The following is a 15,037-nucleotide window of genomic DNA, read 5'->3' on the forward strand; positions in this document are numbered from 1 at the left end:
TTGCGGGACCTGTCCCGGCGCTACTTGCGGTCGGCTGGCGCGGATTCGTCGATCCAGATATCGTCATAGGGCTGAAGCGCCAACTCGGTCGCGTTCGCCACCAGGCCATGCACCCATGGCTGATACGCCATGACCGCTTTGTTGTAGTTGAAGAACCAGACCGGCGCCTCGTCCTGGACCAGGTTGTTGGCCTGCTTGAGCAGATCGAGCTGTTTGGCCGGATCCCGTTCCTGTTGTGCCGCCTCGTAGAGCTTGTCGAACTCCGCGTTCGAGAAACTCACATAGTTGCAGGCGGACTGCGCGGTCTTCGACCAGAAGCAGCGCAGAGCATTCAGCGGATCGGGCCCCGTCTGATTGGACCAGATATAGGCCTGGAAATTGTTGCTGGTTATGGCGTCGCCGAGCGCAGAGCTTTCGACCGGCTTCGGCTTCACTTTGATTCCGACCTTCTGCAGCATGGGCAGAATCGCCTCGACGATCGGCACGCCCCAGCTTTCGTTCGGGCTGGCGGTCACCTCGAATTCGAAGCCGTCCGCATAGCCCGCTTCGGCCAGAAGTGCCTTGGCCTTTTCCGGATCGAAGGGGTAGGCGGGCTTGTCCTTGTCGAAGGCAGGCGAGGAGATCGGCAGCCAGCCGCTGGCGGGATACGCCTTGTTCTTGACCAGCCGATCGATGATCAGCGGTGAATTGATCGCATAGTTGATCGCCTGGCGGACGCGCTTGTCCTGAAACGGCTTCAAGGCCGGGTTGAAGCCGATGTTGCGTGTGTAGACTTCGGCGACCTCGAGCAGGTGGTCCTTCAGTTCCGGATCGCCCTGATAGGCCTGGTACTGCGTCGGACCGAGGATTGAGACGTCGATTTCCTTGTTGCGGAAGGCGACGTCGCGCGCGCTGTCTTCACCCATCAGGATGATATTGACGCGATCGAGATAGGGTTTTCCCTCCTCGTAATATTTGTCGAATTTCTCGACCACGACCTGGGAGCCCGGAATGTGCTCCTTGAACTTGAATGGTCCCAGACCGATCGGCGCCGTTCCGAAAGTCGATTCATCAGCCACATTGGAAGGATAGATGGCTGTCGTGTTCTGCATCAGCGCGAAGCCGGGATTGATCGGTGCGATGAAGGTAATTGCCAGAGTGTTGTCGTCGATCTTCTTCAGCCCGGCGATGTCCTCGCTCTTGCCGGCGGCAAAGTCGTCGGCGCCCTTGATGTTGGCGATATAGCTGGCGCCCGGGAATGCGTTCTTTGGATTGGCGATGCGCTTGTAGCTGTAGATGATGTCGTCGGCCGTCAGCGGCTTGCCATTGTGGAACACCGCGTTCTTGCGCAGATGATAGGTGTAGGTCAGCCCGTCGTCCGACGTATCGGCCGAGGTCGCCAATTCCAGCACCGGCGCGTTCTTGGCCGAATCCCAGCTATAGAGCGCGCGGTGGATCGCCTGGGTGATGAATTCTTCCTGCGTGTTGGGGCTCGCCTGGATGTCCAGCGTGGCGAAGCTGGAGCCATAAGGTGCGGTGAAGTTCAGCGTCCCGCCTCGATGTATCTCATCCGCGAGCGCGATGCTTGAAACGCCAAGGCTGAGAATGGCTGCAATCGTCAATCTCTTGAGCATGTTGGTTCCTCCCTCTGTCGATTTTGGTCCGCAAGGACCGGTTTTCAAAATGGCCGCTTCTCCTCCGTGCGGCTGGCCCCGATAGGCTGATTTGCGCCGGCCTCAGCGAGCGTCATGCACGACCTTGCCGCCGAGCAGCGTCATCACGCAGCGTGTGCCGCTGAGAATCACATCGGCCGGAGCCTGCAGCAGGTCGGCATCGAAAACAGCGACATCCGCCCATTGTCCCGGCACCAGGCGCCCCTTCGTCCTCTCGGCCTTCTCGAGATACGCGCCGCCTTCCGTGTAGGCCTGCAGCGCCTGCTCCCGGGATAGGCGCTCGCTCGCGTCCATCACCGTGCCCTTCCAGGTCTCGCGGGTGATCATCGCATGCAGGTTCGGAAACGGATTCGGCGAACAGACCGGAGAGTCCGATCCAGTGGAAAGCACGAAGCCCGAGCGTTGCCATGTGCCTGCGGGATAGCTGGGCAGGCCGCGTTCGGGTCCCAGAACCGCGATGTAGCTGTCTCCGAAATCATGGATGAAGGCGAGCTGGGGCGAGGGGCAGATGCCCGCCGCCTTCATCCTGGCGTTGTGATCGGCGCCGATGAAGCCGCAATGCTCGACGCGGTGCCTGCGGTCCGGGTCGGGGTTTGCGGCGAGCGCCTTTTCATAGGCTGTGATGAGCTGGTCGACGGCGGCGTCCCCGATCGCGTGGCAGGCCAGGCGGTAACCCCGGTCGTGGTAGGAGCGGATGGCGGCTTCCAGCTGCTGGGTGGGCAGCATCTGGACGCCGAAGTTCTCCGGCTCGTCCTTGTAGGGCTTTGTCATCCAGGCCGTGCGCCCGCCTGCCGATCCGTCGAGAAAGATCTTGACCGCGCCTACGCGCAACCTGTCATCGCCGGCGCCGGTAACGTAGCCGGCGCGCCAGCAATCTTCCACGATCGAGGAATCGGGGTCACCGAGCAGTGTGAGCCAGACGCGTACGGGCAGCCGATCCGAGAGCTTGGCCTGCTGGTAGGCCTGCATTTCGACATAACCCGCAACATGGCCAAGCGCCGCCTCCATGCAGCTCGTAATGCCGTAGGAGAGCAGATGCTTGCCGCCGCGCTCGATGGCATCGACCAGTTCGTCGACTGTCGGGGCAGGGATGCAGGAAGCCACGAGGTTCTGGGCATTTTCCGCGAGAAAGCCGTTCAGGCGACCCTCACTGACACCGATCACGCCGCCGTCCGGCACCGCGGTCGATTCCGTCACGCCTGCGAGTTCGAGCGCCTTGGAGTTGGCGATCGAGACGTGTCCGCAGGCGCGCGTGACGACGACCGGATGGTCGGGCGCGGCGCGATCGAGCTCGGCGCGCGTCGGGTGGCGTCCGGTGTCCAGTTTCACCTGGTCGTAGCCCCGCGCCCTCACCCAGCCGCCTCTCGGCGTGGCGGCGGCGCGCTTTGCGACGCTTGCGAGCAAAGCGTCGAGCGTCGGCGCGGCTTCCGGGGTCACGTCCACCCAGTTCATCACCAGACCTGTCGAGATGAGGTGCAGGTGGTTGTCGTTCAGACCTGGGCACGCGAAGCGGCCTTCAAGGTCCACAAGCCTGGTTCCTGCACCCTTCAGCCCGAGTATCTCGTCGTCAGTTCCCGCTGCCAGCACCTTGCCTTGCCATATGGCGAGCGCCTGACGGTTTCCCTCCTCCAGCCCGCACCAGATTTGCCCGTTGTGCAGGATGAGATCGGCTTCGACGAGATGTGACACGCTGTCTCCCATTTCCGTCGCGGCACGCGCAGCGGGCGGCGACTCAGGTGCCGCACCGCTTGCCACGCTCTTCTCTTTCGGCTCCCCCCGAGAATATCGACACCGTGGAGGCGAATGCCGCCCTTGGCCAATTCGGTTTTCGCAAGGGCCCATGCCAATTTTGCATAGCGCAGTGATTCGAGTGGATTATGGTTCAGACTGCGCCAGAAGCGCCTCGCGCAAGCATTGGAGGGGTTTGCATGGAGATCAAATGGCTGGAGGATTTCGTCACGCTGGCCGAGACATCGAGTTTCTCCCGGGCCGCCGAAGCGCGCAACGTGACGCAATCCGCTTTCAGCCGCCGCATCAAGCAACTCGAGACATGGGTCGGCGCAACGCTCATCAGCCGCGCGACCATGCCTGCCGAACTCACGCCCGCTGGGCGGAACTTCCTTCCCGTGGCGCGGGAAACGATTCGCACCTTCTATACCGTTCGCGAGACATTGCGCCCGGCATCCGAACACGGCCTGGTGCACTTTGCAGCCCTGCACACACTCACCGTCACCTTCTTTCCGCAATGGCTTGCCCAATTGCAGAGGGAAGGGGGCGAGATAGGGACGTCGATCCTGCCGGACCGCGGCGGCATCGAGGCGAACCTCGCCTTCCTGAGCGACGGCGAGGCCGACTTTTTCCTCACCTACGCCCATAAGGAAGTGCCGTTCCATCTCGACCATGAACTGTTCGAGTTTCTCACCATCGGCACCGATCGGCTCATCCCGCTCGCCGCGCCGCATGTCCGCAGCGGCAACGGCGTGCTGGCGGGGCGCGACCTGCTCGACCGGGCCTTGGCCGAAAAGCTGACGATCCCTTACCTCAGCTACGGCTACAGTTCGTTTTTCGGGGTGGCGCTCGGTAAGCTGCTCGCGCGGCAGCCAGGCTTCCGGCAGAGGATCATCCACCAGAATACGATCAGCGCAGGCTTGAAGATCATGGCGCTCAACGGCGCCGGCATCTGCTGGCTGCCGGAAAGCCTGGTCGAACAGGAGCTTGCGTCAGGCACCCTGGTCCCCATCACCCAATCGGCCGGCTGGTCGCTCGAGCTTGATATCAGGCTCTACCGCAGCGTCGGCAACAGAAAGCGAAACGCAGAGATCTTATGGAGCGCTGCCCAACGGATCGCGAGCCGCGCGTCCTGACTGTCGCTTCTCAAACGAGCGCGGCACAGCGAGGGAGCCAATGGACGAAGCCGTCACGGCGATTTGTGCGCCTCGACCCAGTCGGCAAGACAAGGCTAGCGGCCTTGATCGCGTCCCCGGGCGGCAGGTGCCGCGCACGAGGCATTGAACAGGGCTCCCTCTGAGGCTTCGGCCGCGGGTGCCGTGCCGGCAATCAGGGGGCCGCCGCATGGCGCGAAGCGGCGGTTCCGAGCGCGGTGTCGAAGTAGAGCGCCTGCAGACGGCGTGTCAGCGGGCCCGGCCTGCCGTCGCCGATGGTCGCGTCGCCGATGCGGACGACCGGCATCACGAAGCTGGAAGCGGAGGTGAGAAAGGCCTCGGCGGCCGATTGCGCGTCCTGCGGCGTGAACGGTTCCTCCTCGATACTGGTGCCCTCTTCCTCGCAGAGCCTCAGCAGCGCGCGCCGCGTGCAGCCGGCCAGGACCGTCTGGGAGTTGGCGCGGGTCCGGATGCGGCCGTCCCGGGTCACAATGAAGGCCGTCGAGGAAGCGCCTTCGGTGACGAACCCGTCCTCCCCAACCAGCCAGACGTCGTCGAAATGGCGTTTCCGCGCCTCGACCTTTGCCATCACCTGGCCGAGCAGCATGGTGGTCTTGATGTCCCTGCGCGCCCAACGCGGATCAGGCGCAAGGTCCACGGCCACCCCTTCGGTCTGACCCTTGGTGCCGGTCAGCCTCCGGGCCTGCGTAAAGGCAATGACCGTGGCGGGGAGGTCCACCGGATAGACGAAATCGCGATCGGCTTCGCCGCGCGACACCTGCAGATACACGGTGCCTTCCCTCACGCCGTTCCGGCCGATCAGTTCCGCCTGCACTCTTTCGATCTCTGCGCGTGGCATGGGCATCGGGATGTTCAACGCGGCCAAAGAGCGTTCCAGGCGAGCCATATGGAGGTCGTTGTCGATCATGGAGCCGTTGAGCACGGCGGTCACTTCATAGACGGCGTCGCCGAACAGAAAGCCGCGATCAAAAATACTGACACGTGCCTGATCTTCCGGCACGAAACGCCCCTGACAATAGACGATGCGTCCCACAACTCACCTTGCGCCGGGTTTGCGCCTCGGCCCTTCTTTTCGTGCGCGACGCTAGCGGACGGGGGAAAGCCGTTCCAATTCAGTTTGTGCAAGACGTAATGCAAATTTTCATGACTGACGGGCCGATCCTTGGACGGCGGTTCGATTAGTTGCGATCTATTCCTTGGGAGCTCGGTGCTGTTCGTAGCTAAACCTATTGCTCAGCAGGGTTTCGTCGTGGTGGTATCGCTCATGATGATCTTGCGACGTGGCTACGGGATGACGTCGTTTCGTCAATCGCCGCTGGTCCTGCTCCCGCTGCTTGTCCCAGTCGGCTGCGGGACGGCGCTCAATTCGCAACAATACCAGACCATGGACTGTGTGGCGCTCAACCGGGCGGTTTTCGATACATCAAAGCAAATCTCGACCACCGCCATCACCCTCGGCAACGTGGGCAGCTACGCCGTGCCCTTCTGGGCGCTGGGCGGCGGTCGAGTGAAACAGGCCCTGGTCGATCGCAACAGCCGCAGGCTGTCGGATCTGCAAAGCCGTCAGGAGCAGATGCTTGCAGAACGAAGGCGCCGGTGCGGGTAGCGTTCTGCAAATCGCTAAATGCAGGCGCCGCCCCTCACCCTTACCCTTTCCCCGTGAAGGACGGGGAGAGGGTAAGGGTAAGGGTGAGGGGCGGCGCCGGCCTGAAAACAGAGGGCTTAGGATAAGCGGTGATTTCGTTGTCAGCCTGCAACCTGATTGCGATCATATGGCGAAAACACCCTCACACCGGCGCCATCTGCATCGCCATCCGCCGTTCCGACCGGCGGCGCGAGGCCTCGTACCAGATCGCGCAGACCACCGTGATGCTGATCAGGATCAGCGCCAGCGCGTTGATGGTGGGCGTGATGCCGCTGCGCACCTTGGAGAACACATAGACGGTGAGCGTGTCGTAAGTGCCGCGCGTGAAGAGTGTCGTGTTGAAATTCTCGATCGACTGGAAGAAGGCGATCGCCGCGCCTGCGCCGATTGCCGGATAGAGGTGCGGCAGGAGGATCCTTCTCAGCACCTGCGCATGGCTGGCGCCGAGATCGAGCGCGGCTTCTTCCAGCGACCGGTCGAAGCTCTGCAGCCGTGCGAGCACCAAGAGCATCACGAAGGCGGCGATATAGGATACCTGGCCGAGCGTGGCGAGGTGCAGCCCGGCGGGGACCGAGAACTTGTTCCAGAAGAGCAGCGTCGAGATGCCGATTACCGCGCCGGGCGTCAGGATCGGTGCGACCATCAGCCCGTAAAGAACCGAGCGCAGCGTGCCGGAAAGGCTGTTGATCAGGATCGCAGCCGCGGTGCCGATCGGGACCGAGAGCACGACGACCGCGAGCGCAACCACGATCGTATTGCCGAAGGCGACCCACATGCGTCCGTCATTCCACAGATCGACGAACCAGCGGTCAGTGAAGCCGACCCAGGGATAGACCGACGGAAAGCGGGAATCATTGAAGGCGGCGCCGCCCATGATGATCAGCGGCAGGATCATGTAGGCGAGGAAAACCACGAGGTAGAGATGGTACGGCCATTCCGATCTGCGTGCTTTGCTCATCGGCGCCTCACTTCGCAATATCCGAAAGCTTGACCCGGAACAGCCGCATCACGATCGAGATGAAGATCGTGCAGATGAGCAGCAGCAGGAAGGCGTAGGCCGACCCTGTGTTCCAATCCTGCGCCTCGAACATCCACTGCTGGATGATCTCGGTGAACCAGCGCGAATTGGTCGAGGCAAGCAGCGTCGGAACCAGGATCGAGCCTGCCGAGAGCATGAATACCATCACGGCCCCGGACGCGATGCCGGGCTTGGCATGAGGCAGGATCACCCGCCAATGCGTGCGCCACCAGGGCGAGCCGAGATCTTCGGCCGCTTCGATCTGGTTGGTGTCGAGCGACTGGATGGCGTTGTAGACCGGAAACAGCATGAACAGCACGTAGGTGTAGACCAGGCCGATGACGACGCTTCTGAAGCCGGTCATCCAGCGGATTGGCTGGTCGATGATGCCGATGCCCATCAGCATGAAGTTGAGCGGCCCCTTGAGCGCCAGGATGATGAACCAGGCGAAGGCCCTCAGCACCTCGCTCACCCACAGCGGGATCAGGAGCAGCAGGAAGAGCGTCGGCACGACATTGCTGCGCGCGACCTTTGCCAGATAGTAGGCAAGGGGATAGGCGATGACGAAGCAGAGCACCGTGACGACGCTGCTGTAGACGATCGTCAGGATGAATATCTCGATATGGATCGGACTCCGGAAGAAGGTCAGGTAATTGTCGAAGCTGTAGAAATCTTTCGGACCGCCGACCTCCACGATCGGCAGATACGGGCGGAAGGAATTTTCGAAGAGATAGAGGTCCGGCAGGATGACAAGAGCGAGAAGCCAGAAGGCCGTCACGGCAATGAACACGGCCGTCAGCGACAACCCGTAGCGGCGAACCAGATCGTTCATCCTGAAGCCGCGCTCAGCATCGGCGTTTCATCGGCCAATATGACTGCGCGTTGAGGGTCGAAGACCATGAGCAGCTTCTCGCCCCGAGACGGCACCGATGCCTGGCCGTCATTGCGCGCCTCCGAAACCAGGATGCGTCCGCCGGGATCGCGCGCCTGGATGCTGATGAAGTTCCCCTCGAAGGCGACGTCGGCGACCTCGACGGGAATGGCGTTCTCACCGTTGATGCGCTGGCTGACCAGTCTTGCGTGCTCGGGCCGCACATAGAGCTTTGCGCTCGCTGCGCGTTCGGCATTCGGGCCGACCATTGCCTTGAACGTGCCGATGGTCGTCTCGAACTGCGCGGCGTTGCCGGAAACGCTGCCGATCCTGCCGGAGAAGATATTGTTCTCTCCGACGAAGGACGCCACGAAGCCGTTTGCCGGACTGTTGTAGATCTCCTGCGGCACCGCCACCTGCTGCAGCTTGCCATGGGACATCACGCCGACCCTGTCCGACATGGCGAGCGCTTCGCCCTGGTCATGGGTGATGTAGACGAAGGTGACATTGGTGCGCTTCTGGATGGCGCGCAGCTCGGCACGCATGTGCTGGCGCAGCTTGAGGTCGAGCGCCGAGAGCGGCTCGTCGAGCAGCATGACCTGAGGCTCGACGGCAAGCGCCCGGGCGATTGCGACACGCTGCTTCTGGCCTCCGGAGAGCTGAGCTATCGACTTCTCGCCCGCGCCCGGCAGGTCGACGAGCCGCAACAGTTCTTCGGCCTTGGCTCGCCGCTCCTTCCTGTCGACGCCGCGTACCTCGAGCCCGAACGCGATGTTTTCCCAGACCGGCATCAGCGGGAACAGCGCCAGGTTCTGGAAGATAAGCGCGGTCGGTCGCTGGTTTGGGCGTATGCCGCGCATGTCCTGGCCGCCGATGCTGATCTTACCTTCGCTCGGGTTGATGAAGCCCGAGATCATGCGCAGGATCGTCGTCTTGCCGCAGCCGGACGGGCCGAGGAAGGAGAAGAACTCACCGGGCCTGATGTGAATGGTCACGCAGTCAACGGCCCTGAACGAGCCGAAGTTGGCGGATACGCTGTCGAGATCGACTCCTGCGCTCATCTTTGCAGAGCCTACCCCTCGTGATTATGCCACCACGGTAGCGTTGCTTCGGCCAGTGCTCAACAGGAAAACCGCCGGATCTACCGAATCCGGCGGTGATCGCGATTGCTCTGTCTCAGGCCGCGACGAATTTGTCGGCATATTCGCTGCGCAGCTTGACGAACCAGGCATCCTGGATCGGCCACCACCAGAGCTTCTGCAGTGCGTCGCCCGGATAGGCAGCCTTGTAGAACTTCTTCACGTCCTCGGAGGCAAGCTCGATCCCGCCTTTGCCGACGGCATTCGCCGAGAATGCCGTTGCCCAGATGGCGGATCCTTCGGCCGTGGAAACCCATTTGGCGAATGCGTGCGCCTGTTCCACATTCTTGGCATTGGAGAGCAGCACGAATCCCTGGTTCCACGCAAACGCCCCTTCTTTCGGCGCGATGAAGCCGAAGCCGTCGTTGCGCAGGTTGAAGCCCGTCGAATCCCAATTCAGGCCGATCACGGCGCCGTTGGTGCGATAGGCAGCCTGCGCATCGTTTTCACCCTTCCACCACTGGGCGACATTGGCTTTGTGCTTGATCGCTTCGGCAAGCGCGATGTCCCAAAGCTGCCTCATGGCAGCTTCGTCCTTGTAGCCGTCGAGCCACGACCGTGGCAGCTTGCCTTGAGCATCCAGCCAGCGGCCCATGGCAGCAAGTCCGGAGTGGCCGCGAAGGCAAACCTTGCCGACGAACTTGTCGTCGAAAAGGTCGCCGAGGCTCGACTTGCCATATTCGGTCGGCGCGTCGGTCGTGCTGTAGACCATCGCCTCGGTGCCCCATACGGTAGGCACGATCATCCGCTTGCCGTCGATGGTCGCCATTTCGCCGGCCGAGCCATCGGCGAGACCTGGCAGGTAATTGTCCATCGCGAGCTTGCTCGTGTCCCAGCCCTGAACAAACCCGTTTGCATTGTATCCGGCAACACGATCGACGGTCGGCTCGACAACGTCATAGGCAGCAGTCTGCATGGAGAGCTTCGTCTGCGCGAAAAACGCCTCCTGATCCGGCTGCTCTGTAAAATTGACTTTGATGCCGGTCGCCTTCTCGAAGGCGGGAAACGCCTTTGCAGGCAGGTCAGGATACCCCGCCCAGCCCATGAAATTCAGCTCGCCCGACGAGGCGAGCGCCTTGTGCGAGATGATGGCAGGAGCTGCAAGAATGCTCACGCCCGCCGCCGTGCCTTTCAGAAAGGAACGGCGATTCACTGACATGATGAACCTGTTCACGATTTGATCTCCCGTTGTGTTCCCAACTCTATGCGCTTTCCCCAGCCGCTTATGTTCCCGTGAGGCGCGACGCGCTCTCCGGGTATTGTTTTGGCATAGCCGCTGATTGCGAAGGTGCCATGACGATATTGAGCAGCCGGCCAAAACCATGTGGCGGCTGCCCCGGGACCGGCGCAGTCCCGCAGAACGCCGAGCTCCTCGGTAATATTGCAGGCCGCTAAAATTACAGACTGCTCAAAAAAGTCAATCAAAGCTGGAAAACAGGCAGGTCGCCAATGCGATAGGTCGGCCGAGCATTTCAGTGGAATTCCCGAGCGGCTGCCGTCCCGATCGCTGGCGAGTTGTCAATCAAGCGGTCGCGCATGTAAACTTGTTTAACTGGGAGAGATGCCCGTGGCAGGGCATCGGGTTGGCGACTGATGTTTGAAGGGCATAATCCGTATCTGGTTGTGCTTTCCGTGGTGATGGCGATTCTCGGGGGGTACACGGGCTTCGGCCTTGCCTCGCGGGTGCGGAGCACATCCGGCATCGGTCGACGTGTGCTGCTCGCCGGAGCCGCCACATTCGTGGCGCTCGGCATCTGGACAATGCACTTCGTAGGCACGCTGGCGGGGCCTGTCCCAAGCGACGCCGTCTACCTTATCCTGCCGACGCTCGGCTCTTTCCTGATTTGCACGCTCGTCGTCGGCGTCTCGCTGTTTCTGGTCAGTGTGGGCGAGCCCTCTGACGCCCGCGTCACAGCTGCCGCGCTGTTCATGGGGGCCGGCATCGTCTCGATGCACTATGTCGGCGTCAACGCTTTTGCGGGCGGCTTCCGTGTCGAGCATGAGCGGGCGATGGTCGTGCTCTCCGCATTGATCGCGGTCGGGACTGCTTATGGGGGCCTGAGGGTATTCCTCGCACGCCAGGGCGGAACGCGGCTCGCTTTAAGCGCCATCGCCTTCGGCTTCGCCGTTTCCGGCATGCATTATACCGCAACCTACGGGATGAGGTTTCGGTCCGCGCCGGATTTCTTTCCTCCCGCTGACGGGCTGATCGCCTCCTCTCAGGTGCTCGCCCTTGTCCTCGTGCTCCTTTGTTTCCTCATTACAGGTGGTTTCCTGCTGTCGCTGGTTCCTGAGCCGCGGCAACGCGCAGCTGAGGCGGCAGCGGGCGCAATCGGCGGTTATCTGGTTGTCGATAAGGGCGCAGCCGAGTCCGCGGCCGATGAGGCCAATCCTGCGGAAGCGGGCGAGGACCGGCCTGCAGAAACCGATGAGGCTCCGCCGGCAGCAGTCTTTCGCGTGCCCGTCGAGAGCGCGAACGGCACGCAATTCATCGATGTCGCCGAAATCCGCGCCGTACGCGCCGATGCGCATTACACGCTGGTCCACGACGGCTCGCGGGAACGCATGTGCCTGTGGGCGATCTCAAAGGCCGAAGCGCAGCTCGATCCCGCACTCTTCTTCAGGGTCCACCGCAGCCACATCGTCTCGCTCCCTCATGTGACCTTGATCCGAAAAGAAGGTGACGGCGCAGTGGTGGAGCTCGACGGGCCGGCTTCGCCGGTCGTGCCAGTCAGCCGGGCCAAGATTGCCGAACTCAAGGCAAGGCTCGGTGTGGCAGGGCGAAAAGCACGCGCGAGCTAGCAGGTCCCGCACAAAAGTGTCGATGAGTTTGCCGTAGAGCCTGCGACAAACCGGGGGGGCAAGCCGGCATCCGTGGGAGAAGCCACGAATGCCGAGCTTAGACGAATCGGCTGCTGTTTCCGAAGAACGCAACGATCGGAGAGGGCTTGCGGCGGCAGCGCGTCTCGCAGGAATTTCATTGACGGATCAATGATCTCGTTGAGGCACTAATGACTGCGGGCGCATTTCGTGCGGGCAGGCTGCACTTCGTGCGAAATTCTGCACCTCGTGACGTCGTACTGCGCCCTAGCTTGCATGTGCCATGACCTCGGAAGAGCTTCTCTGCGGCCCGTGCGGCTTGGGTCGGGGTTTGGGCAACCGACGTGGCGGGTCGTCGCTGCGCCGTTTGCCCTTCGGTCTGTCGGCTATCTCTGCACTGGGATGGTGATCGGCGATCTTGGCTCGCTTGCATTCCGCGCTCCGGCGGTTGGCAGCGGCCCGAGCCGATCCCCTTCCTTCTTGAGGGGGTGATGGCCGGCAGACCGACCAGGGCCGCCGATGCTGACAATCACGTCCCTGTCTTTTGCGCCGACGCCTCGGGCGCGTTGTCCGCACTCGTCTGCCCCTCGGGTTCCTCCCAGGTGAGGATACGGTAGTCGAAGCCATATTCCAGCGTCGGCTTGATGACTGCGAAATAAGGCGAGAGATCGAAATCCCGCGGCGTGTAGAGCGAGTGATGGCGGATATGCAGGATCTCGCTCCTCGAATAATGCGACTGCGCCGAAGCCCGGCCGGGCGCCCGCGTGATCTCGGGCAGGATCGGATAGCGTATCTGCTCGAAGGCTTCGGCAATCAGCGACGAGCAGATCGCCCGCGTCGGGTCGCCGGAACCGAAGGCGATCATGCGGCGGCGCCACCGCACCGGGACGGGCACGGGGAAGAAATAGCGCAGCATGTCGAGTATGTTCTTGGTGTCGTATTTCAGGCCGAGCTTCGAAACCATGAAGCTCACGACCGTCTCGCGATCCTCCGGTGAAAGCCCGTGCGCACGGCAGATGCGCGTATTGTAGGTCCGGTATTTCGAAACCGGCACGGCGATGCATCCGTCCCCCAGATTGACCTCGATCAGGCGCGGCCGCTCCTTGCCGTTGCCGGGGTCGGGTAGGGCATCGCCAATGTAAAGGGCCGCGTGCGACCAGGTCGACTGGGTCAGGTATTTGATCGTCGCCGAAATGCGCTGGTTGCCCTCGATCAGCAGGATATCGCCCGGCTGCAAGGCTCGGCGCAGCGTGTCGGGGTCGGACGGCGTGTAGGGCTCGTAGCCCGAGGATTCCTCTTCGAGGCTTCGGGCGAGGTATTTCCCAATACGGTCGAGCAGCGTGTCTCGGGCTTCAGTCATCTCTCCCCTCCGACGCCGAATATGACAACAGGAGCGGCGGATTTGAAGGGCGGAGGAGCGGCCCGAGTTCAACGGTCGACGATGTCGGGCATTGCTATCGCACTTGGTAGTGCGATTTGGGACGCTGTTGCGGCCCTTCACGGCCGGGGACACCTCGGAAGTTTGCGGCAGGGCAAAACGCACATGGCGCAGCAGACCCCCACTCCGCCTCGCTTCGCTCGGCACCTCTCCCCCTCAAAAGGGGAGAGAAGGGCGCCTGGCATAGCGGCCGGCGCTTCCTCTCCCCCGTCGACCGGGGGAGAGGTGGTTCGCGAAGCGAACCGGAGTGGGGGTCGACCTCATAGGCGATTGCGTTGCTGTTTACGCGGGAGAATATCCCGGTAGCCAGATGGGGGGCAGCAGAGACGCCGGGCAGGACGAGCGCTAAACCCTCTCGATCGCCACCGCTATTCCCTGGCCCACGCCGATGCACATGGTGGCGAGAGCGAGCGTGGCGCGGCGCTCGCACAGTTCCAGTGCTGCCGTGCCGGTGATTCTTGCTCCCGACATGCCGAGGGGATGGCCGAGCGCGATCGCGCCGCCGTTCGGGTTGACGTGTTCGGCGTCCTCGGGAATGCCGAGATCGCGCAGCACGGCGATGCCTTGCGAGGCAAAGGCTTCGTTGAGCTCCAGCACCTCGAAGTCGGAAGGTTTCAGGCCGAGCCGGGCGCAGAGCTTCTTGGTCGCAGGCGCGGGCCCCATGCCCATGATGCGCGGAGCAACGCCTGCCGTCGCACCGCCGAGGATGCGGGCGATCGGCGTCAGCCCATGCTTCCTTGCCGCCGCCTCGGAAGCAACGATCAGCGCTGCCGCGCCGTCATTGACGCCCGACGCGTTGCCTGCTGTCACCGTGCCGCCTTCGCGGAACGGCGTTGGGAGCCTGGCCAGCGCCTCGATTGTCGTGCCCGCGCGCGGATGTTCGTCCTTCGACACGATCACCGGCTCGCCTTTGCGCTGCGGGATCGTTACCGGCGTGATCTCCTTGGCAAGGCGGCCATTAGCCTGCGCCGCCACGGCTTTCTCCTGGCTCCGCACGGCGAAAGCGTCCTGGTCGGCGCGGCTGACCTGGAATTCCTCGGCGACGTTCTCACCGGTCTCCGGCATGGAATCGATGCCGTACTGCTTCTTCATCAGCGGGTTGACGAAGCGCCAGCCGATCGTCGTGTCGTAGATCTCGGCATTGCGGGAGAACGCCTCCGTCGCCTTCGGCATGACGAAAGGCGCGCGGCTCATCGATTCCACACCGCCGGCCAGCATCAGCTCCGACTCGCCAGCCTTGATGGCACGGGCGGCCGTGATGACGGCGTCCATGCCGGAGCCGCACAGCCGGTTGACCGTCGAGCCGGGCACTTCCTTCGGCAGGCCGGCAAGCAGAAGCGACATGCGCGCGACGTTGCGGTTGTCCTCGCCGGCCTGGTTGGCGCAGCCGAAGATCACATCATCGATCGCCGACCAGTCGAGAGACCCGTTGCGCTCGACCAGCGCCTTCAATGGCACCGCGCCGAGATCGTCGCTGCGCACGGACGACAAGGCCCCGCCGAAGCGGCCGATCGGCGTGCGGATGTAGTCGCAGATGAAGGCCTCGGCCAT

12 protein-coding genes are annotated in these 15,037 nt (G+C 62.7%); 3 read left to right on the plus strand and 9 right to left on the minus strand.

What is annotated here, in order from left to right; genetic code table 11:
• Nucleotides 1-20: 20 nt before the first annotated feature.
• Both SAZ10_RS28755 and SAZ10_RS28760 read right to left on the minus strand, forming a co-directional pair.
• Complete coding sequence (locus SAZ10_RS28755) at nucleotides 21-1,613, minus strand: ABC transporter substrate-binding protein (RefSeq protein WP_318612884.1); 1,593 nt, start codon at nucleotides 1,611-1,613, stop codon at nucleotides 21-23.
• A gap of 102 nt (nucleotides 1,614-1,715) precedes the next feature.
• Nucleotides 1,716-3,341, minus strand: a complete 1,626-nt coding sequence (locus tag SAZ10_RS28760; RefSeq protein WP_318612885.1) for an amidohydrolase — start codon at nucleotides 3,339-3,341, stop codon at nucleotides 1,716-1,718.
• Nucleotides 3,342-3,580: 239 nt separating this feature from the next.
• On the opposite strand from SAZ10_RS28760, the gene SAZ10_RS28765 reads away from it, so the two are divergent.
• Entirely contained in the window at nucleotides 3,581-4,516 is a 936-nt protein-coding gene (locus SAZ10_RS28765; protein WP_318612886.1) for a LysR family transcriptional regulator, read from the plus strand.
• 193 nt (nucleotides 4,517-4,709) lie between these two features.
• Here the strand turns inward: SAZ10_RS28765 and SAZ10_RS28770 are convergent, their stop codons facing one another.
• A complete protein-coding gene (locus SAZ10_RS28770; protein WP_318612887.1) occupies nucleotides 4,710-5,588 on the minus strand; it encodes a D-amino-acid transaminase in 879 nt (292 codons plus the stop codon).
• A 174-nt stretch (nucleotides 5,589-5,762) separates the two neighbouring features.
• On the opposite strand from SAZ10_RS28770, the gene SAZ10_RS28775 reads away from it, so the two are divergent.
• The gene (locus SAZ10_RS28775) at nucleotides 5,763-6,161 is read left to right on the plus strand and encodes a hypothetical protein (protein ID WP_318612888.1); all 399 of its coding nucleotides are present in this window, start codon (nucleotides 5,763-5,765) and stop codon (nucleotides 6,159-6,161) included.
• A gap of 181 nt (nucleotides 6,162-6,342) precedes the next feature.
• Here the strand turns inward: SAZ10_RS28775 and SAZ10_RS28780 are convergent, their stop codons facing one another.
• The 4 genes from SAZ10_RS28780 to SAZ10_RS28795 form a co-directional block, all read right to left on the minus strand.
• Nucleotides 6,343-7,158 carry an ABC transporter permease gene (locus tag SAZ10_RS28780; protein ID WP_318612889.1) on the minus strand — a complete coding sequence of 272 codons (816 nt, stop codon included), beginning with the start codon at nucleotides 7,156-7,158 and terminating at the stop codon, nucleotides 6,343-6,345.
• 7 nt (nucleotides 7,159-7,165) lie between these two features.
• Complete coding sequence (locus SAZ10_RS28785) at nucleotides 7,166-8,050, minus strand: ABC transporter permease (RefSeq protein ID WP_318612890.1); 885 nt, start codon at nucleotides 8,048-8,050, stop codon at nucleotides 7,166-7,168.
• Nucleotides 8,047-9,150, minus strand: coding sequence for an ABC transporter ATP-binding protein (locus SAZ10_RS28790; protein WP_318612891.1), 1,104 nt, complete (start codon nucleotides 9,148-9,150; stop codon nucleotides 8,047-8,049). Before SAZ10_RS28790 ends, SAZ10_RS28785 begins: the two co-directional genes overlap by 4 nt.
• Before the next feature lie 115 nt (nucleotides 9,151-9,265).
• Nucleotides 9,266-10,402 (minus strand): extracellular solute-binding protein, encoded by a 1,137-nt coding sequence (locus tag SAZ10_RS28795; RefSeq protein WP_318612892.1) that lies wholly within the window; start codon nucleotides 10,400-10,402, stop codon nucleotides 9,266-9,268.
• 419 nt (nucleotides 10,403-10,821) lie between these two features.
• On the opposite strand from SAZ10_RS28795, the gene SAZ10_RS28800 reads away from it, so the two are divergent.
• Entirely contained in the window at nucleotides 10,822-12,030 is a 1,209-nt protein-coding gene (locus tag SAZ10_RS28800) for an MHYT domain-containing protein (RefSeq protein ID WP_318612893.1), read from the plus strand.
• A 547-nt stretch (nucleotides 12,031-12,577) separates the two neighbouring features.
• Here SAZ10_RS28800 and SAZ10_RS28805 read toward each other — a convergent pair.
• On the minus strand, nucleotides 12,578-13,408 hold the full coding sequence (locus SAZ10_RS28805) for a YiiX/YebB-like N1pC/P60 family cysteine hydrolase (protein ID WP_318612894.1): 831 nt from the start codon (nucleotides 13,406-13,408) through the stop codon (nucleotides 12,578-12,580).
• A 423-nt stretch (nucleotides 13,409-13,831) separates the two neighbouring features.
• Entirely contained in the window at nucleotides 13,832-15,037 is a 1,206-nt protein-coding gene (gene pcaF / locus SAZ10_RS28810) for a 3-oxoadipyl-CoA thiolase (RefSeq protein ID WP_318612895.1), read from the minus strand.

It is taken from the genome of Mesorhizobium sp. BAC0120 (assembly GCF_033542235.1).
Lineage (GTDB): Bacteria > Pseudomonadota > Alphaproteobacteria > Rhizobiales > Rhizobiaceae > JAWRCU01.

What these genes read in the sequence shown, in the direction of transcription:
- SAZ10_RS28785 (WP_318612890.1), bottom strand. Translation starts at nt 8,050, where the DNA reads ATGAACGATCTGGTTCGCCGCTACGGGTTGTCGCTGACGGCCGTGTTC.
- SAZ10_RS28805 (WP_318612894.1), bottom strand. Translation starts at nt 13,408, where the DNA reads ATGACTGAAGCCCGAGACACGCTGCTCGACCGTATTGGGAAATACCTC.
- pcaF (WP_318612895.1), bottom strand. Translation starts at nt 15,037, where the DNA reads ATGGCCGAGGCCTTCATCTGCGACTACATCCGCACGCCGATCGGCCGC.
- SAZ10_RS28800 (WP_318612893.1), top strand. Translation starts at nt 10,822, where the DNA reads ATGTTTGAAGGGCATAATCCGTATCTGGTTGTGCTTTCCGTGGTGATG.
- SAZ10_RS28755 (WP_318612884.1), bottom strand. Translation starts at nt 1,613, where the DNA reads ATGCTCAAGAGATTGACGATTGCAGCCATTCTCAGCCTTGGCGTTTCA.
- SAZ10_RS28780 (WP_318612889.1), bottom strand. Translation starts at nt 7,158, where the DNA reads ATGAGCAAAGCACGCAGATCGGAATGGCCGTACCATCTCTACCTCGTG.
- SAZ10_RS28790 (WP_318612891.1), bottom strand. Translation starts at nt 9,150, where the DNA reads ATGAGCGCAGGAGTCGATCTCGACAGCGTATCCGCCAACTTCGGCTCG.
- SAZ10_RS28765 (WP_318612886.1), top strand. Translation starts at nt 3,581, where the DNA reads ATGGAGATCAAATGGCTGGAGGATTTCGTCACGCTGGCCGAGACATCG.